Origin of the sequence: Wocania ichthyoenteri Th78 (genome assembly GCF_000789235.1) — a bacterium.
In the GTDB taxonomy this organism is placed as follows: Bacteria; Bacteroidota; Bacteroidia; order Flavobacteriales; family Flavobacteriaceae; genus Wocania_A; species Wocania_A ichthyoenteri.
The window spans coordinates 1,507,884-1,529,937 of the sequence record NZ_KN525716.1; the positions used below are offsets into that span (position 1 = coordinate 1,507,884).

21 protein-coding genes are annotated in these 22,054 nt (G+C 31.5%); 8 read left to right on the forward strand and 13 right to left on the reverse strand.

All coding sequences use genetic code 11. The features are described from left to right. Window positions 1-12 precede the first annotated feature (12 nt). Entirely contained in the window at window positions 13-657 is a 645-nt protein-coding gene (locus RG22_RS06520) for a DUF4271 domain-containing protein (protein WP_034041878.1), read from the forward strand. Between the two features lie 26 nt (window positions 658-683). Beyond that, on the forward strand, window positions 684-1,433 hold the full coding sequence (locus tag RG22_RS06525) for a uroporphyrinogen-III synthase (protein WP_034041880.1): 750 nt from the start codon (window positions 684-686) through the stop codon (window positions 1,431-1,433). An 83-nt stretch (window positions 1,434-1,516) separates the two neighbouring features. On the opposite strand, the gene pckA is transcribed toward RG22_RS06525, so the two are convergent. Together pckA and RG22_RS06535 are read right to left on the reverse strand one after the other, a co-directional pair. Further along, window positions 1,517-3,133 carry a phosphoenolpyruvate carboxykinase (ATP) gene (pckA, locus tag RG22_RS06530; RefSeq protein WP_034041882.1) on the reverse strand — a complete coding sequence of 539 codons (1,617 nt, stop codon included), beginning with the start codon at window positions 3,131-3,133 and terminating at the stop codon, window positions 1,517-1,519. A 61-nt stretch (window positions 3,134-3,194) separates the two neighbouring features. After that, window positions 3,195-3,593: a DUF423 domain-containing protein gene (locus RG22_RS06535; RefSeq protein WP_034041884.1), complete on the reverse strand. Its 399-nt coding sequence runs from the start codon at window positions 3,591-3,593 to the stop codon at window positions 3,195-3,197. Window positions 3,594-3,706: 113 nt separating this feature from the next. Between RG22_RS06535 and RG22_RS06540 the strand changes: the two genes are divergently transcribed. Next, on the forward strand, window positions 3,707-5,071 hold the full coding sequence (locus RG22_RS06540; protein ID WP_034041886.1) for a saccharopine dehydrogenase family protein: 1,365 nt from the start codon (window positions 3,707-3,709) through the stop codon (window positions 5,069-5,071). Between the two features lie 327 nt (window positions 5,072-5,398). Here RG22_RS06540 and RG22_RS06545 read toward each other — a convergent pair whose 3' ends face one another. Continuing rightward, entirely contained in the window at window positions 5,399-6,181 is a 783-nt protein-coding gene (locus RG22_RS06545; protein WP_034041887.1) for a hypothetical protein, read from the reverse strand. Window positions 6,182-6,435: 254 nt separating this feature from the next. On the opposite strand from RG22_RS06545, the gene RG22_RS06550 reads away from it, so the two are divergent. Beyond that, window positions 6,436-6,906 (forward strand): Lrp/AsnC ligand binding domain-containing protein, encoded by a 471-nt coding sequence (locus tag RG22_RS06550; RefSeq protein WP_034041888.1) that lies wholly within the window; start codon window positions 6,436-6,438, stop codon window positions 6,904-6,906. Between the two features lie 83 nt (window positions 6,907-6,989). Here the strand turns inward: RG22_RS06550 and RG22_RS06555 are convergent, their stop codons facing one another. Continuing rightward, complete coding sequence (locus RG22_RS06555) at window positions 6,990-8,531, reverse strand: glycine--tRNA ligase (protein WP_034045821.1); 1,542 nt, start codon at window positions 8,529-8,531, stop codon at window positions 6,990-6,992. A gap of 129 nt (window positions 8,532-8,660) precedes the next feature. Here RG22_RS06555 and RG22_RS06560 point away from each other — a divergent pair, with 129 nt between their 5' ends. Together RG22_RS06560 and RG22_RS06565 are read left to right on the forward strand one after the other, a co-directional pair. Beyond that, window positions 8,661-9,338: a ComF family protein gene (locus RG22_RS06560; protein WP_034041889.1), complete on the forward strand. Its 678-nt coding sequence runs from the start codon at window positions 8,661-8,663 to the stop codon at window positions 9,336-9,338. A gap of 127 nt (window positions 9,339-9,465) precedes the next feature. Continuing rightward, a complete protein-coding gene (locus RG22_RS06565; protein WP_034041890.1) occupies window positions 9,466-11,076 on the forward strand; it encodes an Ig-like domain-containing domain in 1,611 nt (536 codons plus the stop codon). On the opposite strand, the gene RG22_RS06570 is transcribed toward RG22_RS06565, so the two are convergent. The 3 genes from RG22_RS06570 to RG22_RS06580 form a co-directional block, all read right to left on the reverse strand. Next, window positions 11,063-11,842 (reverse strand): amidohydrolase, encoded by a 780-nt coding sequence (locus RG22_RS06570; protein ID WP_034041891.1) that lies wholly within the window; start codon window positions 11,840-11,842, stop codon window positions 11,063-11,065. The two genes, RG22_RS06565 and RG22_RS06570, sit on opposite strands and share 14 nt — an antisense overlap. 5 nt (window positions 11,843-11,847) lie before the next feature. Then, complete coding sequence (locus tag RG22_RS06575; RefSeq protein ID WP_034041892.1) at window positions 11,848-12,315, reverse strand: hypothetical protein; 468 nt, start codon at window positions 12,313-12,315, stop codon at window positions 11,848-11,850. Between the two features lie 64 nt (window positions 12,316-12,379). Continuing rightward, window positions 12,380-13,522, reverse strand: a complete 1,143-nt coding sequence (locus RG22_RS06580) for a methionine aminotransferase (RefSeq protein ID WP_034041894.1) — start codon at window positions 13,520-13,522, stop codon at window positions 12,380-12,382. 78 nt (window positions 13,523-13,600) lie between these two features. Here RG22_RS06580 and RG22_RS06585 point away from each other — a divergent pair, with 78 nt between their 5' ends. Beyond that, complete coding sequence (locus tag RG22_RS06585) at window positions 13,601-15,688, forward strand: S46 family peptidase (RefSeq protein ID WP_034041895.1); 2,088 nt, start codon at window positions 13,601-13,603, stop codon at window positions 15,686-15,688. A gap of 63 nt (window positions 15,689-15,751) precedes the next feature. On the opposite strand, the gene RG22_RS06590 is transcribed toward RG22_RS06585, so the two are convergent. Beyond that, a complete protein-coding gene (locus tag RG22_RS06590) occupies window positions 15,752-16,447 on the reverse strand; it encodes a LytR/AlgR family response regulator transcription factor (protein WP_034041896.1) in 696 nt (231 codons plus the stop codon). Between the two features lie 119 nt (window positions 16,448-16,566). Then, window positions 16,567-17,538 (reverse strand): sensor histidine kinase, encoded by a 972-nt coding sequence (locus RG22_RS06595; RefSeq protein WP_034041897.1) that lies wholly within the window; start codon window positions 17,536-17,538, stop codon window positions 16,567-16,569. 183 nt (window positions 17,539-17,721) lie between these two features. Between RG22_RS06595 and RG22_RS06600 the strand changes: the two genes are divergently transcribed. Beyond that, window positions 17,722-18,612, forward strand: a complete 891-nt coding sequence (locus tag RG22_RS06600; protein ID WP_034041899.1) for a thioredoxin domain-containing protein — start codon at window positions 17,722-17,724, stop codon at window positions 18,610-18,612. A 131-nt stretch (window positions 18,613-18,743) separates the two neighbouring features. Here the strand turns inward: RG22_RS06600 and RG22_RS06605 are convergent, their stop codons facing one another. From RG22_RS06605 to RG22_RS06620, 4 genes are all read right to left on the reverse strand, one after another. Then, window positions 18,744-19,040, reverse strand: coding sequence for a GIY-YIG nuclease family protein (locus RG22_RS06605; protein ID WP_034045823.1), 297 nt, complete (start codon window positions 19,038-19,040; stop codon window positions 18,744-18,746). A 70-nt stretch (window positions 19,041-19,110) separates the two neighbouring features. Beyond that, window positions 19,111-20,883 carry a MutS-related protein gene (locus tag RG22_RS06610; protein ID WP_034041900.1) on the reverse strand — a complete coding sequence of 591 codons (1,773 nt, stop codon included), beginning with the start codon at window positions 20,881-20,883 and terminating at the stop codon, window positions 19,111-19,113. A gap of 83 nt (window positions 20,884-20,966) precedes the next feature. Beyond that, the gene (locus tag RG22_RS06615; RefSeq protein ID WP_034041902.1) at window positions 20,967-21,665 is read right to left on the reverse strand and encodes a zinc metallopeptidase; all 699 of its coding nucleotides are present in this window, start codon (window positions 21,663-21,665) and stop codon (window positions 20,967-20,969) included. 95 nt (window positions 21,666-21,760) lie between these two features. Continuing rightward, a complete protein-coding gene (locus RG22_RS06620) occupies window positions 21,761-22,015 on the reverse strand; it encodes a SemiSWEET family sugar transporter (protein WP_034041903.1) in 255 nt (84 codons plus the stop codon). Window positions 22,016-22,054 lie beyond the last annotated feature (39 nt).

Consider the following 22,054-nt stretch of genomic DNA (forward strand, 5'->3'; position numbering starts at 1 on the left):
TAATTTTAGGGCATGTATCGCGACATCATCTCAAACGAGCTATTTACAATTTTAATGGTTATAGGTCTTACCATTATTGCAGCAGCTAAATTAGTTGCGCCACAGCGTTTTGGTGATTTCATTTATATTTTAGGAAATTCTAAATACCTTAAAATATATGCCAAAGAACAAAAATTTTTAGATAAGTTTGATGCCTTATTATTTTCCAACTTAGTTATTTCGGCATCAATTTTTAGCTTTTTAGTTTATCAATATGTAGCAGAGACTAAAACAATTTCTATTAATATACTTTTTAAATTAGTTTTTGGTATTGGCACCTTCATTTTAATAAAAGTCCTTATTGAGCGTTTAATAGCGAGTCTTTTTGAAATTGATAAATTAATAGATCAATACCTGTTTCAAAAAATCAGTTATAAGAATTATTTAGGTCTATTATTAATTCCAATTAACGCTTTATTAATTTTCGCAATTAAGCCAACATTAAGCCTTTTTTATGCAATAATTGCGTTATTATTAATTGTTAATGTTTTTGGTGTAATTACTTCATTTAAAACACATCAAAACGCAATAAAACACAACTTGTTTTATTTTATTTTGTATCTTTGCGCTCTCGAAATCGCACCCTACATTATTTTATATAAGGTGTTTATTTCTTAAAGCAACAAAATAAACTACTTGTATATATGAAAGTAAAAACAATTTTAGTCTCTCAGCCAGAACCTAAAATAGAAAATTCTCCTTATTTTGATTTGCAAGAAAAGCAAAAGGTTAAAATAGATTTTAGGCCTTTTATACATGTTGAAGGTGTTTCTGCAAAAGACATTAGGCAACAAAAAGTAGATTTGAATAACTACACTGCAATTATTTTAACAAGTAGAAATGCTGTTGATCATTTTTTTAGAGTTGCTGAAGAAATGCGTTTTAAAGTTCCAGATGCCATGAAATATTTTTGTCAGTCTGAAGCTGTAGCATACTATCTTCAAAAATATGTAGTTTACAGAAAACGTAAAATTTATGTTGGTAAGCGTACTTTTTCTGAGCTTTCGCCTTTAATTAAAAAATATAAAGATGAAAAATTCTTATTACCAAACACTGATAAAGTAAAACCAGAGGTACCTAGTACCCTAGATGCTTTGGGTGTAAATTGGAAACAAGCTACATTTTATAAAACGGTGGTTAGTGATTTATCTGATTTAGAAAATGTAACATACGATGTACTTGTGTTTTTTAGTCCATCTGGTATTGAATCATTATTTCAAAACTTTCCTGATTTTAAACAAAACGAAACACGTATTGCAGTATTTGGAAATACTACCATTAAAGCTGTTGAAGAAAAAGGTTTACGTGTAGATATTGCTGCACCGACACCAGAAACACCGTCTATGACTATGGCGTTGCAAAAGTATATTGACAAAGCTAATAAAGGTAAGTAATTGTCTTATATTCTACATAAAAAAAAGGGCAATTTTAATAAAATTGCCCTTTTTTATTTTGAGTTAGTCACTCTTTTAATAAACTAGAACGCATACCTTTGTGGTCCACCACGTCTAATTTCTTCACTACAATGTTCTTCAAACTTCTTAAAGTTTTCACGAAAAGCATTTGTTAATTTAAAAGCTGTTGTATAATACGCTTTATCATCATTCCAAGTGGCACGCGGACTTAAAACTTCTGTTGGAACACCTGGACAGGATCTTGGTTGGGCAACTCCAAAAACCGAATGGATATGGTAATTATCATAGGTATACAATCCTAAATCACCATTTAACACAGCATTAATCATGGCGCGTGTATATTTTAATTTCATTCTTGTTCCAACACCGTAAGGGCCACCTGTCCATCCCGTATTTACCAACCAAACATTAACTCCAGATTCTTTCATCTTCTTACTTAACATTTCGGCATATTTTGCTGGATGAAGCGGCATAAAAGGCGCACCAAAACATGCTGAAAAATTTGGAGTTGGCTCTACAACTCCAGCTTCTGTTCCTGCTACTTTTGCCGTATAACCTGAAATGAAATGATACGCTGCTTGACTAGGTGTTAACTTAGAAATTGGAGGTAAAACTCCAAAAGCATCAGCGGTTAAAAAGAAAATGTTTTTTGGATTTTTCCCAATAGATGGTATTCTAATATTTTCAATATGATCTATCGGATAACTTACTCTAGTATTTTGTGTAATAGAAGTATCTTCAAAATTAACATGTCCATTTTCATCTAAAATAACATTTTCAAGAATGGCTCCTTTTTTTATCGCATCGTATATTTCTGGTTCGTTATCTCTGGAGAGGTTAATCACTTTAGCGTAACAACCGCCTTCAAAATTAAAAACAGAGTTTTCGTTAGTCCAACCATGCTCATCATCACCAATTAAACTTCTGTTAGGATCTGTAGATAATGTTGTTTTACCTGTGCCAGATAATCCAAAGAAAATAGCCGTATCTCCATCTGCTCCAACATTAGCACTACAGTGCATTGGTAATGTGTTTTTAAATACTGGCAATATAAAATTTAAGGCAGAAAAAATACCTTTTTTAATTTCTCCAGTATAACCTGTTCCTCCAATTAAAGCAATCTTTTTAGTAAAATTTAAAATAGCAAAATTGTGTTGACGTGTTCCGTCTTCATCTGGAACAGCCATAAAACCTGGAGCGTTTACTACAGTCCATTCTGGAGCAAAATCTTTTAACTCATCTTCAGTAGGACGCAAAAACATATTATATGCAAACTGATTACTCCAAGCATATTCGTTTATAACACGAATATTCAATTTATAATTTTCATCAGCACAAGCAAAACTATCTCTTACATAAAGGTCTTTGTTAGAAAGATAATCCACAACCTTATTATATAATACATCAAACTTATCGGCATCAAATGGAATATTAATATTACCCCACCAAACGCGGTCTTTAGTTATATCATCTTTTACAATAAATCGATCTCTTGGTGACCGCCCTGTAAACTCTCCTGTATTAACTGCTAAAGCTCCAGACGAGGCTTCTTTACCTTGCCCTTTTTCAATAGCAATGTTATGGAGTTCTTTTGATGAAAGTTGATAATGTACTTTGGCATTTTTAATTCCGTAAGATTCTAACGCAATCGTTTTCGTAACTTGGTTGTTATTTACCATTGTTTATTATAAAAATTATTTATTCTGCAAAATTAAACATTATTTTAACCCTACAAATTATTTAATTATCATTTTTAGACTTAATTTTTAAGAAATCAACAAGTAAAAAAACCCAAGCTAAAATTAATAACAAACCACCAATTGGTGTTATAAATGCGATAGTTTTAAAATCGAAAGCTGTTAATATATTAGTTGCTAAACCATAAATAGAGCCTGAAAAGAAAATCACACCTATTAATACGAAGTAAAAAATAAGTCGTTTTGTTTTTTGGGTTACAAGCAAACTATTCCCAACAAACAGCAATAATATAGCATGATACATTTGATAGCGCACACCTGTTTCGAAAGTCTGAATAGATTCAACCGAGATTAATGCTTTTAACCCATGTGCGCCAAAAGCTCCAAGAATAATGCTGATTATTCCTAATATGGATGCAGCAATTAAAATTTTCTTATTCATAATTTATATAGATTATTCGTAAAAAATCCTTTTTATATTTATTAAATTCGCAAAACTAAATCGCTTAAAAGCACACTTAATTTTAAAAACAAAATTACTCAACAAATCTCACTATGCGAAAGATTTTAGTTATTGGTTCTGGAAAATCTACATCATTCCTTATAAAATATTTATTAGATAAATCTGAGTCTGAAAATCTTTATATCACTATTGGCGACATCAATATAGAAAACGCTAAAAAACTAATTGGCAATCATAAAAACGCGACTGCAATTACATTAGATGTCTTTAATGAAATTTCGCGTATTGAGGCAATTAAAAATACAGATATTGTAGTATCTATGCTACCTGCACGCTTTCATATAGAAGTGGCAAAAAACTGTATTCAATATAAAAAGCATATGGTAACGGCATCTTATATAAGCCCAGAAATGCAAGCTTTAAATGATGACGCTAAAGCAAATGGACTCGTTTTAATGAATGAAATTGGTGTCGATCCTGGTATAGATCACATGAGTGCTATGCAGGTTTTAGACAGCATTAGAGATAAAGGCGGTAACGTTATTTTATTTGAATCGTTTACTGGCGGATTAGTTGCACCTGAAAGCGATAATAATTTATGGAATTATAAATTTACTTGGAACCCCAGAAATGTGGTTGTTGCAGGACAAGGTAGTGCTGCTAAGTTTTTACAAGAAGGCACTTATAAATATATTCCGTACAACCGTTTGTTTAGACGCACCGAATTTCTAGAAGTTGATGGTTTTGGGCGTTTTGAAGTTTATGCCAACCGCGATTCTCTAAAATACCAAAGTGTATACGGATTAGATAATATTAAAACATTATATCGCGGCACCATGCGTCGTGTTGGTTTTAGTCGTGCGTGGAATATTTTTGTAACCTTAGGAATGACAGACGATAGCTATACCATTGAAGATAGTGAAAACATGAGCTATCGCGATTTTGTTAATGCCTTTTTAACCTATAGTCCCACAGATTCTGTGGAATTAAAATTAAGGCATGCGCTTAAAATAGATCAAGATGATATTGTTTGGGACAAGCTTGTAGAACTGGATATTTTTAATGCTAATAAAAGAGTAGAACTTAAAAAAGCAACACCAGCTCAAATTCTTCAAAAAATACTCATGGATAGTTGGACACTTGAAGAAAACGATAAAGACATGCTTGTTATGTACCATAAATTTGGATACGAACTTAACGGTAAAAAACACCAAATAGACGCCACAATGGTTACGCTTGGCGACGACCAAACTTATACCGCTATGGCGAAAACCGTTGGCTTACCAGTTGCTATTGCTACACTTGCTATATTAAATAAAAAAATAACAACTCCTGGTGTGCAAATGCCTATTACTAAAGAAGTTTACCAACCCATTTTAAAAGAATTAAAAGATTTTGGTATTCAGTTTAACGAAAAAGAAGTGCCTTATTTGGGGTATAATCCATTAAATAATTAATTCTTGGACGTTACCCACCCTTCGACTACGCTCAGCGTAAGTGGTCGCGCTTTACTCAATGTTTTTTATTTAAAATTAATGAATTCGTGAATATAAGTATTTCACTACTCAATCTTTTTGTTTTTAAGTAAATAAAAAGGATTTCAAATATACCATTCAATCCCCAACGCAGAAAAACTTGGAGATTCGTTTAACGGTTACGTATAAGAATAGTGCGGTTTTGTGTCCGAGGATTTTCCGCAGGAAAATCAGAGTGACCAAATACGCACTAACCTTTGATTAAGCATTAAAATTAGCATTATTTTTATACAATGTTGTAGTTAGTTTTTATAATTTAAACTCTTTCTTTTCATCATATGTTTTATTCTTATCGGAAAACACATCTCTCATCAATTGAAAACTTCCTTGCTCGATAAGAGGCGTGTCCGTATATTTATTTAATTCCTTATTAAACTTTAAATAGTAATTCGTCTTTCTCTTCCGAGTATGATTGGTCATTATCAGGGAATCAATTTCCATTAACCAATTAGCTATTAAATCCAAATAATCAATAAATGTATGTGAACTGATATAAAACTTCTTTTCTTTTACTCTATTTGAATCATGAACTATGCTATGTCTAACTTTAATTATTAAAAAAATAGTTTTTATATCAATATTAGAAATATTAAGGATATCCATTTCGAAAATTATCTTGAATAAAGTATTTACTTTAGGTAAGTTATGATAAATAACGTCCTCCAAAGTGTTTATTGTTAATGATTCAGGACCTTCGATTACATGTTTAGGAGATAAACTTTTTTGGAAATTAAACTCTTCTACAAATTTGATTGATTTGGAAGAATCTTTCTTTATGTGCTCTACGAGTATATTATGCAGGTAACTTTCCATGATAGAAATAACATTAACTAATAAATGGTTATAGATAAGGTTTTTATCATTGAACTTTTTAATTTTTTCGTAAGTGAGGTCTTCTTGAGAATTAGTCTGTATGTTGGAGTTTTTAAATAGAGATGGATTTATAAACTTAAATAATGAAATATTGATAGCCGTTTCTAAAATATCTTCTAGGTCGGTAATAAATAATTTAATAGAATTACTCTTCTTCATTTATTTCTTAATTAACTACAATGTTGATCGGATATAAACTGTTTGTTAATATGGTTTATATCCGCCGTTAAACGAAGTTATGTTTTTTTTCTGACAAAGTAAAGCAAGTATTCAAATCAAATGTTTCAGCTAGTTTTATAAAGCTTACACAAAACCTCCTTTCAATTTAAAATCAAATCCTTACTTTTATGTTTTAAAATTAAACAAAACTACTTGATTTCCTTCTTCAAGGAAATGACATAAATAATTTATTAATGAAAGTTATAAATCAAAACATCCATATTGATGGTATCGATAAAAAGATACTTAGGGCTTTAATGGCAGATGCCCGAACACCAATATTAGAAATTGCACGGGGCGTCGGTATTTCTGGTGCGGCCATTCATCAACGCTTACGGAAGCTTGAAAAATCGGGGTTAATTTCGGGATCAAAATTTATTATCAATCCAAAAGTGTTGGGTTATACCACCATGGCTTTTATAGGTATTTATTTAGATAAAGCCATGAGTAACCCTGAAGCGGTAAGGCAGTTAAAAAAAATACCAGAAGTTTTAGAATGCCATTACACGACTGGTAATTGGAGTGTTTTTATTAAAATTTTGTGTAAAGACAATGAGCATTTAATGCATTTGCTTAATAAAGAAATTCAATCAATTTCTGGTGTTTCGCGAACCGAAACGTTTATATCATTAGACCAACAAATTGATAGACAAATTAGTATATGATATAAATCCCAAACATTGCGTTTGGGATTTATAACTCATTATTTATCATTTATTATTTTGAGATTACTGATTTCGCAGGAATTTCACATCTTCATCAACCAAGAACGTACATCTACTTCTTGCTTAATAATAGCACGTAAATCTTCTATTTTCACACGCTGTTGCTCCATAGTATCTCTATGACGAATAGTAACGGTGTTATCTTCTAAAGTATCATGGTCTACAGTAATACAAAATGGTGTACCGTTAGCATCTTGCCTTCTATAACGTCTTCCAACAGCATCTTTTTCATCATAAATTACATTAAAATCCCATTTTAAATCATCTATAATTTTACGAGCAATATCTGGTAATCCATCTTTTTTAACCAATGGTAAAACAGCTGCTTTTACAGGAGCCAAAACACTTGGTAATTTTAAAACGGTACGCGTTGTTCCGTTTTCGAGTTCTTCTTCTTGTAAAGAATTTGAGAATACTGCTAAAAACATACGATCTAAACCAATAGAAGTTTCTAACACATACGGCGTATAGCTTGCATTATCCTCATGATCAAAATATTGTAATTTCTTTCCTGAATGTTCTTCATGTGCTTTTAAATCGAAATCGGTACGCGAATGAATGCCTTCTAATTCTTTAAAACCAAATGGGAATTTAAACTCAATATCGGCAGCAGCATCAGCATAATGCGCTAGTTTTTCATGATCGTGAAAACGATAATTATCGGCTCCCATACCTAAACTTAAATGCCATTTCATTCTATGTTCTTTCCAGTACTCGTACCATTCTTTTTGAGTTCCTGGTTTTATAAAAAACTGCATTTCCATTTGTTCAAACTCACGCATTCTAAAAATAAACTGTCTTGCAACAATTTCATTTCTAAAGGCTTTTCCGGTTTGTGCAATACCAAATGGAATTTTTAATCGACTCGTTTTCTGTACATTTAAAAAATTCACAAAAATCCCTTGAGCCGTTTCTGGGCGTAAGTATAAATCCATCGCAGATTCAGCCGATGCGCCTAACTTGGTTCCAAACATTAAATTAAATTGCTTAACATCAGTCCAGTTTTTACTTCCTGTTAACGGATCTGCAATTTCTAATTCTTCAATAAGTGCTTTAACATCAACTAAATCTTCATTCTCTAAAGATTTTGCCATCCGCGAAAGCGTACTATTTATTTTTTCTTGATAGCCAACTACGCGTCCGTTAGTAGAAACGAATTCTTCTTTGTTAAAAGCATCGCCAAAACGTTTTGAAGCTTTAGCCACTTCTTTGTCAATTTTAGCTTCAATTTTAGCGCAATAATCTTCAATTAAAACATCGGCACGATAACGTTTTTTAGAATCTTTATTATCAATTAATGGGTCGTTAAACGCATCTACATGCCCTGAAGCTTTCCAAGTGGTTGGATGCATAAATATAGCGGCATCAATACCTACTATATTTTCGTTCATTTGTACCATGGCTTTCCACCAATAGTCACGTATGTTTTTCTTTAACTCTGCTCCGTTTTGTGCATAGTCGTAAACCGCACTTAAACCGTCATAAATTTCGCTACTTTGAAATACATATCCGTACTCCTTTGCATGCGATATTACCTTCTTAAATTGATCGTCTTGATTTGCCATAGGTGCAAAAATAAAAAACCGCTTTAAACTAAAGGCGTTCTTGGTTAAAATTTGCGACGAATTCATTAATAAATATTTATATTCGTGTATTTGAGACTGATTTTTGGTAATAATCCTCGATTTCGCAAAATGCTTAAAGCAGTAGTTAATTTATTCTTTCCAAAAGTATGTTATGCGTGTCTTAATTTATTAAACGACAACGAAGACACGATTTGTATAGATTGCAGACACGATTTACCCGTTACCAATTTTCATTTTGATGACAACGATGCTATAAAGAAGGTGCTTTACGGACGTGCCAAAGTAGAAAACGGCACTGCACTTTTTAGGTTTGAAAAAAAGGGATTGGTACAGCAACTCATTCACGGATTAAAATACAAAGGCTACGACAATATTGGTTTTTTCTTAGGCAATTGGCTTGGTGGTGAGTTGAAAGAAGTTGAAGCTTATAAAGATATTGACATTGTAATCCCTGTTCCGCTTCATAAAAACAAATTAAAAAAAAGAGGTTTTAATCAAGTGGCGAAGTTCGGACAACAAATTGCAAAAGCTTTAAACACAGATTATAAAGATAATGTCTTGGTTAAAATCACCAATACCAAGTCGCAAACTACAAAAGGGCGCATTTCTCGTTGGATGAATTCAGAAGAATTATTTGCTTTACAAAACGCGTCAACTATTGAAAACAAACATATTCTTCTAGTAGATGATATTATTACCACAGGAGCTACACTTGAAGCTTGTATTGCAGTTTTAAATCAAGCGAAACATATAAAAATAAGTATTGCAACCATGGCAATAGCTTAATGTATTGTCCGTTATGTTTCTAAAATTATGTAGATTACTACATAAAACTATTTTTTTTTATTCTGTTTTTTGTGAATTTCAGAACAAAAAAATTCATGTACTTTTGCTAAAAATTAAAAATGAGTCAATGAATAAGACCCTTTCTAACTTTATTTTTATAGCGTTTATAAGCTTGGCTTTTATTAACTGCGCCAATCGTGGCACACCTGGTGGCGGACCAAAAGATGAAACGCCTCCAAGCATCGAAAAGTCAACTCCAGAGAATTTTTCTACTAATTTTAAAGGCAACGAAATCAAGATTGTTTTTGATGAATATATTAAGATAAAAGATATACAAAAGCAGCTTATTATTTCACCTCCCATGAAATGGCAACCAGATATAACACCGCTTGGTAGTGCCAGTAAAGAAATTACCATTAAAATTAACGATACACTGCTACCCAATACAACATACGCTTTCAACTTTGGAAATAGCATTACCGATAATAATGAAGGGAATCCATTTCCTTATTATAGATACGTACTATCAACAGGCGATTATATAGATTCGTTAACCGTAAAAGGACAAATTATTGACGCTTTAAAACGGCAACCTGAAACCTTTGTATCGGTAGCTTTATATGAAATAGATTCAACATTTCATGATTCTATCATCTATAAAGAAACGCCTAAATATATTACCAATACGCTTGATAGTGTTACCACCTTTTCTATCGAAAACATAAAAGCTGGAAAATATATGCTAATGGCTCTAAAAGATGGCAATAATGATAATAAATTTCAACAGAAAACGGATCAAATAGCGTTTCACGAGAGCTTTATAGATATTCCTAACGATTCACTTTATACCTTAAAATTATTCTCTGAAAAACCTGATTTTAAAGCTATTAGACCACGTTTAATTTCTGGCGAAAAAATTGCTTTTGGCTACGAGGGTGATTATAAAGACATGGATATTAAAATAACATCTGAAACCCCAGAAGATTTTACACATAGAATTACTAAAGACGAAAAAACAGACACACTTTACTATTGGTACAAACCTAGATTAAAAGCAGATTCATTGCTTTTTAAAGTGTCGCATCCCACTTTTGAAAAAGATTTTACGGTACGAATAAGCGAGCAAAAAAGAGATTCATTAATAATTAAAACACAACCATCTGGAAACATAAGCTACGAAGAACCTTTCAAGATTTTTGCAAACACACCTTTTACAGCCTTTGATGCTTCAAAGATTAGTATTATGGATAAAGATTCTACAAATATAGATTTTACTACCCAATACGATTCTATTACAAACGCATACAATTTCAACTTTAAAAAAACAGAAGACAACGCTTATAAATTACAAGTTTTACCAGAGGCTTTCGTCGATTTTTTTGATAATACTAATGACACCTTAAATTATGCTGTGAGCACAAAAAAAGAATCTGATTTTGGATATGTAAGATTTACTCTCGTGAATGTTAAATATCCTATTATATTTCAATTAACTGACGCAAAAGGCGAAGTTAAATACGAGCAATATGCTACAAAACCTAAAGCCTTAGATTTTTTAAATTTAGATTCTGGGAAGTACTATATTAGAGTTATTTTTGATACTAATGGCAATGGCAAATACGACTCTGGTAATTACCTCAAAAAGATTCAACCAGAGCGTGTAAGTCATTTTGAAATGGATGACGAAATTAGATCAGATTGGGGACTTGTGCAAACTTTAAATTTTATTGAAGAGTAAATACATCTCTATCATCTAAAAATTTAAGTTTATTTCTATAGCCAGAAATATGTCTTTTTTCTAAAGTAACGATTTCTACTTGCTCTTTATTGGGTTTAAATGTGGTTAGTGTATTCCCTAAAACATCGTAAACCGAAGAATGTCCTGAATATTCACTATTTACACCATCAATCCCCACTCGATTAACACCAATACAGTAACTCATATTTTCAATAGCGCGTGCTTTTAATAAAGTATCCCAAGCAGATACTCTTGGTTCTGGCCAATTAGCAACATAGATTAAAACATCGTAACCCTCGGTATTTCTCGCCCAAACGGGAAAGCGTAAATCGTAACAAATTAAAGGACAAATTTTCCAGCCTTTGTAATTCATAATTACTTTCTCGTTTCCAGCAGTAAACACTTTATCTTCTCCAACTAATGTAAAGGTGTGCCGCTTATTATAAATACTAATTTTTCCAGAAGGTTCAACAAATAATAATCGGTTATAATATTTGTTTTCTTCTGAAATAATTAGACTCCCAACAATAGCTGCATTATGTTTAGAAGCTTCATTTTTCATCCACTCTACTGTTTTGCCTTGCATAGTTTCTGCAACTTTTTTGGCATACATTGTAAAACCTGTTGTAAACATTTCTGGCAAAATAATTACATCGACAGATTCAGAAATACTTTTAAGTTTTTCTGAAAAATTCTTCCTATTTAGTTCTGGATTTTCCCAAACTAAATCAGATTGTACTACTGCTATTTTAAGTTGTTCGTACATAATATTTAAACACGTTTTAACTTCTTTTCTGATTTTTTATGGGCTTCTTTAAATCTTTCGATCTTTTTAAGCCACATTGCTTCATTTTCAGGAGATAGCTTACCTTTCTTTTTTAGTCTCTCATATTTTTCGATAGATTGCCTGTGTTTTTTAGACGATTTATCAAAATTTGACTGTGCTTTTTGTTTTTGTTTCAAAGCTTTTTCAGCCTTTTTCTGTTTATTCTCTGCTGTTTTTTGACTTTTCTCAGCCTTTTTTAGCTTTTTAGCCGATTGTTTAACTTGTGCTATTTTCTTATCAAAAGCAATCATTATTCTTTGCTGTTCTTCAACAGAAAGCGTACTCGTAACATCTGCTCCATCCTTTAAAATACTTTTCCCTTTTACCGTATAAGTATTCCCATTAAAATTTACTTCTTGAGCATTTAGTATAAAACTAAAAGATACAAATACTATTACAAACCAAAATTTCATGATAAACTATTTTTTAAATTTTAATATAATTTTTAGACACCATTTTTATAAAAAAGTTACTTTTTTAAATAGAATTTAAAATATCTGCGGCGCGTTTTAATGTTTCATTCTTTTTTGCAAAACAAAATCTGAGTATTTTACTGTTAACTTCGGTATTATAAAAAACCGATATAGGAATCGATGCTAATTTATTTTCAATAGTTAAGCGTTTTGCAAAATCTACATCATTTTCTTTAGTAATTTCTGAATAATCTAAAAGTTGAAAATAAGTGCCTTTTGATGCTGTAAACTTAAACCGTGAATCTTTTATCAAACCTAAAAAAGAATCTCTCTTTTCTTGATAGAAAGCTGATAATTCTAAATAGTGATTTTCGTTTTCCAAGTATTCAGCTAACGCCTCTTGCATGGGATGATTTACACAAAACACATTAAACTGATGCACTTTTCTAAACTCATCCATAAGTGCTTTCGGCGCACAACAGTAGCCAATTCTCCAACCCGTGTTATGAAATGTTTTACCAAATGATGCCACTACAAAACTTCTAGATTTTAATTCTGAAAACAAACATGCACTTTGGTGTTTTTCACCATCAAACACAATATGCTCATAAACCTCATCACTCAATACTATAATATTTGTTCCTTTTGTTATGTCTTGTAATTGAAGCATATCTGTTTCAGAAAAAACAGTCCCAATTGGGTTTTGAGGCGTATTAATAATAATCATTTTTGTACGATTATTAATTTTTGCTTTTACTGCATTCCAATCCACTTTAAAATTTGGAGATTCTAATGCCATCGAAATTGTTTTTCCACCGTTTAATTCAATAGCAGGTTCGTAACAATCGTAAGCCGGATGAAAAATAACAACCTCATCTTTCAGTTTTATAAACGCCAAAATAATGCTAAAAATAGCTTGAGTTGCACCAGTAGTAATTGTAATTTCTGTTTCTGGGTGATATGTAGAACTATATAGTAAATCGAGTTTTTTAGCTATGGATTCTCGCAACTCTATACTACCTTGCATAGGCGCATATTGATTATAGCCATTATGCATAGCCTTAGTAACCAAATCAATAAGTTTTTCATCCATTTTAAAATCTGGAAAACCTTGCGATAAGTTTATGGCATTGTGCGCTCTAGCCAAAGCACCCATAATTGTAAAAATGGTTGTACCAACATGTGGAAGTTTAGAAATATGTTGCATTTTTTAATTATTATTGGCAGTAAATTTACATAATAAATATATGCTTTATATATTTGATTTTATTCTAAAGTTTATACCATGAAATACCTAAAAATTTTATTGTTTTTTATAACATTAAACACCTTTGCTCAACAAGGAGGTATGTGGATTCCTTCGCTATTAGAAGGTATGAATGAAGACGAAATGACTAGCTTAGGCAGTAAACTAACCGCCAAAGATATTTATGATATTAACAATTCCAGTTTAAAAGATGCTATTGGACATTTTAATGGTGGTTGCACTAGTGAAGTAATTTCCCCTAAAGGGCTCATTTTAACGAATCACCATTGCGGATTTAGTCAAATACAATCGCACTCTTCTCTTGAAAATGATTATTTAAAAAATGGTTTTTGGGCGATGAGCTATGAGGAAGAGCTACCCAACAATGGTTTATTTGTTGAGTTCATAGTTAGTATCCATGATGTTTCTAAAAATGTTTTAGCAGATATAAATGAGAATATGACTGAAAAAGAAAAACAGTCTACTATTGATAAAAATAGTAATGGAATATTAAAAAATTGGACTAAAGAAGCTTGGCAAGATGTAAAAGTTAAATCGTTTTACAAAGGCAATCAGTACTTTTTGTTTGTTACTGAACGTTTTGAAGATATTCGTTTAGTTGGTGCACCGCCAACCAGTATTGGTAAGTTTGGTAGTGATACTGATAATTGGGTATTCCCAAGGCATACAGGCGATTTTTCTTTGTTTAGAATTTATGCAGATGCCAATAATCGTCCTGCAAAATATAATATAAACAACAAGCCATATACACCAAAACATTTTCTGCCAATATCTTTAGATGGTGTTGAAGAAGGCGATTTTACTATGGTATTTGGTTTTCCAGGTAGAACCAACGAATATTTACCTGCCGTAGCTATAGAGCATATTACCAAAAATTACAACCCCACAAATATTGCGATTCGCGAAGCTGCTTTGAAAGTAATTAACGAAAAAATGAAAGCTGATGACGATGTACGCATTAAATACGCCTCTAAACAAGCTAGAATTGCTAATGCGTGGAAAAAATGGATAGGTGAAAATTTGGGTATTGAAAAAAGTAATGCTGTAGAAAAACGACGCGCTTTTGAAACTACTTATACCAAAGCTTTAAAAGAAAAAGGTTTAGAAGAAAAATATGGTGATATTCTTCCAGAGTTCAATCGTTTATACAAAGATTTTGCACCTGTAGATATCAAGCGCCGTAATTTTATTGAAGTTTTTTTAACTACTAATGAGTTAATGCAAATGACTTTTAGAACCTATCAAGTGGTACAAGCCATTAAAGATAATCCTAGTGTTTTTGAACGCGCAAAAGAAAGTCTTATTGGGAGATTTAAGGGTATTCATAAAAATTATAATGTTGATGTAGACAGAGGTATTTTTAATAGCGTAATGCCTCTATACGCTAATCATGTGGATGCTTCAATTTATGATAAAACGGCATTTACAAATTTAGATTCGGCTTTAAAATTATTAGAAGGTTCTCCAAAAGAAGTTTTGAAAAACATTAATAACGATGCCGCTTACAAATACGCAAAACCCCTTATTGATGAGTTTTATAATGTGATAGACAAAGAATTTCAGCAAAAAAACGAGACCATAACCGCTTTACAAACTAAATACATGACGGCGCTAATGGAGGCTTTACCAAATGCACGTTATTTTCCAGACGCCAATAGCACACTTCGCGTAACTTATGGTCAGGTTCGCGGCTACGCCCCAAGAGACGCTGTGTATTATAATCATGTGAGTTATTTAGATGGTGTTATTGAAAAGTATATTCCAGGAGATTATGAATTTGATGTTCCTCAAAAATTACGTGATTTATATGCTGCTAAAGATTACGGGCAATATGCTGACACCAATGGAAAAGTACCTGTTTGCTTTTTAGGAACTAACCATACTACTGGCGGAAATTCAGGTAGTCCAGCTATTGATGCACACGGGAATTTAGTAGGTTTAAATTTTGATCGTGTTTGGGAAGGCACGATGAGTGATATGAATTACGACCCGGAAATTTGCCGAAATATTATGGTAGATTTACGTTACGTGCTTTTTATAATTGATAAATATGCAGGCGTCAAACATTTAATTGATGAAATGGAATTAGTGCATCCTAAAAAATAATCTACAACGAAATAAAACATTCAGACCTGTCAGTTTTAAAAATTCGACAGGTCTTTTTTTATATCAAATAATCTTTAATTGTTTTAACAACTCTTGCTTGTACGTTCTGCCAATAGGGATTTTATTATCTTTTATAAAAAGCGTATTTCCTGAAATTTTGTCAACAAACTTGCTATTAATAATAAAAGATTTATGGACTTGATTAAATTGATTTTCTGGCAATTTAGCAGTCCAATTTTTTAAAGAATCAATGTATGATAATTTTTGTGTTTCGGTAACTACAGTAATATAATTTCTGTCTGATTCAATGTATAAAATTGAGTTTAAAACAATCTTATGAAGTGTTTTATCAACATTTAAAAAAATACTTTTTTCATCTTTTCCTTCAGTACTATTATTTGGTGTTTCAATCCTGTCTTTAGCTTTGTTAATAGCTTTTAAAAAGCGGTCGAACGAAAAAGGTTTTACTAAATAATCAACAATAGTATCAAGCTCAAAACTGCTTACTGCATAATCGGGATATGCTGTAGTCATTATAATTGCTGGCGGATTTTTAATAGTTTTTATAAAATCTAATCCAGACATATCGGGCAAATTAATATCTAAAAAAACGACATCAACCGTATTGGAGTTTAAAAATGAATTGGCTTCAATTGCTGCTTTAAACGTATCGATTAAATTTAGATTAGGCACTTTATCAATAAAATGCTTTAAAATGCTTTGGGCAGGAATTTCGTCTTCAATGATGATGCAATTCATATATTCATTTTTGATGTATCTTAGAGTAATTTAGATTTTTATCGGAATTGTATAGAGAACCTATTTACTTCTCGATACAAAATTATTTTTCAATAATTTCACTCAAACTGACAGTTTTTTTAATTCAAATTCAATTTTAAATATACTTTAAAACTTTCTGCTTTTTCAATTGTAAAATTATAGGTGTCTTTATAAATAAGCTCCAATCGTTTTTCTAGGTTTTGCAAGCCTATTTTAAAATCGTTTTCGCTTACTTTTTCTTTGTTAAAATCGTTTTCGCAAATACATTCTAAAATACCATTTTCAACAATAATACGTATTGAAATAGCACTATTTAAAGTACTGTGTTTAAAAGCATTTTCTATAATGGTTATTAAAAGTAATGGTGCGATTTTATGATGAAACGAATCTATATTTTTTGAATACTGAATGGTTTTTGTGCCCTCAGTTCTTAACTTCTGAAATTTTATATAATTATCAATAAACTGAATCTCTTTTTCTAAAGAAATGGTTTCTGCATTGCTTTCGTAAAGCACATGTTTTAAATTATCTGAAAGCATTAAAATTAGGTCTGCTGCTTCGTTTGGTTTTTCTAAAGTATAAGAATAAATGGTGTTCAAATTATTAAAAAGCACATGCGGATTGATTTGCGATTTTAAAAACTTCAATTCCATTTCGGTATGTTCTTTTTTAATCTCCTCCACTTCGGCCTGTTCATCTAAAAAACGATAAAGCATCCAAACAAAAGAGAAGAAAATAAGTGGTACCAAGGTTTGCCATAAGTAATCGCTCAAGCATTTCATAATTGAGCAACCACACTGCGCAAATACATTACAATATAGTTGAGTTGCAAAAAAAGAAATGGCTACAAACACAAAAGCATATAGAATATAAAAACGCTTTTTAATAAAAAACGGAAGTAACACAAAATGATTGGCGTACACTATAATAACGAGTATAGAAAGGTATTGCAAAAACGGATTTTCGCTCCAATAATAATCTGAAAATAAAAAAAGTGAGACAAAAATAAACAGCATCCAAAACAAGATGTGCACCAAAATTTGCGAGGTATGTTTGTGTAAAGTCACCATTAATTGCTGTTGAAAGTAAACAGAAATGCTATAACCATCAAAAAATTATGTACAAAAAGCCCTTATAGTATTGCAAACTGCATAAATATTGCCGTTTGTAAATTTAAGTATGCTGTTTGTAAATTTAATTCGCGTCGTTTACAAAACTGTTTTAGGTTTGGTTTGTCAATTAAAATCATCAGAATGAAACGAACAGTTACCTTATCCATCTTTTTACTTAATCTACTTTTTTCATTTTCTCAAACGGCTAACAAACTTACGGCCGACAAAAAAGGGAATGAGCTTTTATTGGGAGAAATCTCGAAATCTGATTTAACCAATAACACATTCAACACTTGGTTTTCTGAAAATTACGACGATTATTTAGTTAATAAAGGTATTACTAAACAATTAAAAGATTCGTTAAATCAATATGAAATTAAAGCCTTTTTAGGAACTTGGTGTGGCGACAGCAAACTTGAAATCCCTCGTTTTTACAAAGTTTTAGAAGCTGCTAAATTTCCTGAAAGTCAATTACAAGTTATTGCTGTTAATAGAACTAAAGAGGCTTACAAGCAAAGTCCGAATCATGAAGAGAAAGGATTAAACATTCATCGAGTTCCTACTTTTATTTTCTATAAAAATGGTAAAGAAGTGAATAGAATTGTTGAACATCCTAAAGAAACTTTAGAGCGCGATATTTTAAATATTATTACAAAAAATAAGTACACGCCTAATTATATGGCTGCTAATTATATGTACTATTTACTCAACTCTAAAACCTTAGATAGCTTAAAATTAGAGGAGTCTGTTTTAGTTTCAAGATTAGCAGAATTTGTAAAAGGTAGCAGAGAATTAAACACTTTTGGCTACTCGCTTTTACGTTCTAATCAAACTGAAAAAGCATTATATGTTTTCGATTTAAACACCAAAATATTCCCTTATAAATACAATGTTTATGATAGTTTGGGTGAAGCTTTTTTTGAAGTAAAAAATTATACTGAAGCTTTAAAAAATTATTATAAGGTATTGAGTTTAAAACCAGATTATAAAAATGCTATAAGTATGATTGAGGAGATAAAATCAAAAATATAATAACTTCTCGATAAAATTTTATTCCGTTATTCTCCATAAAACCACTTAAGGCGACAATCGAGTTTAAACGTTACTTAATAACGATATTGTTAGGTCGAGTGATTCTGTTTTTCACAGAATAGTATCGAGACCTATTTGGAGTCAAAATTTTTCTTTGAAAGATTAGGCAACCTTTCAAATTCATTATTAATTAAGGCTTCTTTTTTTGCTTTAGACCATTTTTTGATTTGCTTTTCCTTCTCAATTGCCATATTGGAGTTAGTAAATTCAGCATAAAACTCTAATGTAAGTGGTCTTCTTGAAAATGTATAACTTTCTTTATGCTTCCCTGTTTTATGTTCGAGGTAACGCTTTTCAAGATTGGAAGTAAAGCCTGTATAATAAGTTCCGTCAGAGCATTTCAAAATGTAAACAAAGTAAGTTTTCATAAATAAAGGGTAAGCTTCTCGATACAATTCCTCATTTCTTCGGAATCACTCGAAGTGACAAACTAATCAACTAAACAATTTGCATTTTCTTCAATAAAAATGACGCGTTCATATTTTGGCAAACACCTTCTTTTAAAGTATAATCAAAGTGAAGTTCATCATTGATAATTTCAGCATCAAAATAATAATTCTTTACATCGTCGAGTTCTTTTTCAATTTCGCACAAACTTAAATCGTGCGTAGCAATAATTCCCGTTGCATTCGAAGCGACTAGTTTTTCAACAAACTTTCTAGAACCAATAGCCTTGTCTGTACTATTGGTTCCTTTTAAAATTTCATCTAAAATAATAAAATAAGGTTCTTTTTGGATGGCATCAACAATGTACTTAAGTCTCGTTAATTCTGAAAAGAAATATGAACTATCATCCGTTAAAGAATCTGTAGTTCGCATACTAGTAATTAATTTTACTGGTGAATACTGACTAGATTTTGTACAAATAGGCAACCCAACATTTGCCATAACTATATGTAAAGACACCGTTCTTAAAAAGGTGCTTTTCCCTGCCATATTAGCGCCTGTAACAATAAAAAACTGTTCATTATCAATAGTTAAATCGCTATCAACACGTTTTTCTTTTTTCAATAACGGATGCCCTAAACTTTCAGCTTTAATAACACTTCCATCCTTCAAAATTTTTGGAAACACAAAATCTGGATGGTTATAAGCATAGTTTCCTAAAGAGTTATAAGCATCGAAAAACGACACGACTTCAAACCAATCAGATACCTTATTACCATATTTAACAATCCATTGTTCAATGTGATAACTATGCTTTATATCTGTTAAAAAAAAACCATTTCCAAAAATAGCACCTATCAAGTTATTTCGATTGTCTAAAGCATCCAACGACTTTGAAAAAGTCTTAAAAATTTCAGAAGCCTTTTTTTCACCAGATTGAATTTGCTTCTGCTTTTGTTGTAGTAATTCTGAAGAAAACGTTTCATTTTCAATCAAATCTAATAATGACGCATATTGACGAAAGGTATCTCTAACTTTATCTGTGTTTAAGGCTAGCACATTTATTTTTTTTAAATATCGCCCAGTAACACCTAATCCTAAAAGCAACCAATACCCTATTAAGGCTTGATTCGTTACAACCTCAAAAACTGTAAGTACTAACAACACAATAGTTGTTATACTAAACACCAAAGGTATCCAAAACATAACTTTTGGTAAAAATGTTTTATGATTTTGCAACCAAGTTATAATATGTTTTGCTGGTGTATCAACATCAACTAAACTAGAAGTCGCTGAGTAATATTGACGCCATTGAGGTTTAGAACTCAACTCTTTAATAGCCTCTTGTCTAGATTCAATATGTTCTACATCATTTGCTTTTAAAGCATTTGTCAATTCTTGTGTGCCTTCATTTATAGTCGTTCTATTCATAAATTGAAAAAACGAACCACGCCCAAATAAATCAATATCCAAACTATAAAAATGACTAGGATCTTGAAACTCCGAGCCTTCATCTCTATCATAAAAATCGCCTAATGCTATTTTAATTTCATCTTCATTTATAGTCACCAAAGCCTTATGAAACTCACGTTGTCGCTTTATATCCGTATATTTTGAAAGCAAATAAATAAATAAGACTATACCCAAAAACCCAATAGAAACAGCAATTTGCCATTGACTAAAAAAGAAATAAATTCCAAAGCCAGCAGCTAAAAAAACAAAGAGACGCAACATGCTAAGCGCCGTCATTTGTTTATACAAACTTTTAGCTTCAGTTTGATATTTTTCTAAGTGTTCTTGATAATATTTTAAAGGATTTACCATGCTATTTTAATAAAACGTAAAGAAACAAAAAAGCCCTGAAACTATTGTTCAGAGCTTTCAAACTTTGTTATGTTTTAATTTGATTAATCTCTAGAACCTCCAAATACTTGAAGTCCCCAATACACTAAAGACGCTAAAGCACCAATGGCTGCAACTAAATACGTTCTAGCTGCCCATTTAAGCGCATCTTCAGAACCTACATATTCTTCTTGCGATACCATATTTTTATTTTTCAACCATGCCAATGCACGGTTACTGGCATCATATTCTACCGGTAAAGTTATAAAACTGAATAACGTTGCAAACCCCATCATAACCAAACCTGCAACAGCAACATAATAACCAAATCCAAGACCTGCCGCAGCACCAAGCATAAGACCACCAATAACAACCCATTGAGACATTCCTGAAGTTACACTAACAACTGGCACCAATGCAGAGCGCATTTTCAACCACTCATAGGCTTGCGCATGTTGCACCGCATGACCACATTCGTGAGCCGCAACAGCTGCCGCTGCCGCATTCCGCTGATTATAAACAGATTCACTTAAATTAACCGTTTTATTCTTCGGGTTATAATGGTCTGTTAATTGTCCAGGAGTTGAAATCACCTCAACATCTCTAATACCATGATCTGCCAACATTTTTTCAGCAATTTCAGCACCACTCATTCCGTTGCGAAGCTGTACTTTCGAGTATTTTTTAAACTTCTTTTTTAAAGTACTACTTACTAACCAACTTACTAAAGCAATCGCTCCTAATAATATATAATATCCTAACATTGTGTGTTTCTTTTAAAATTTTAATTCTGATTTAAATATAGCAAAAATAAGACCAATTTTATAGTCTGAATTTTTGTCAGTGTGTTAAAGTATTGCTAATTATATTTAACCTTGAAATAAATTAGCACCAACGAAGATCCAATAGTTATAGTATTCGCAACAATCATAGACGGACTGTGTATATAAAACCCATAAACTAGCCATAATGTTATGCCAGTAATAAACATTAAAAGCATGGGTAAAGACAAAGCAGAAACATCCTTTGTTTTCCAAGTTTTATACACTTGAGGCAAAAAAGCTGCTGTGGTTAAAAACGCCGCAGAAAAACCTATTATTTCTATATAATTCATGTACTAATTCTTGAATAATGATAATTATTTGGGCGTTAC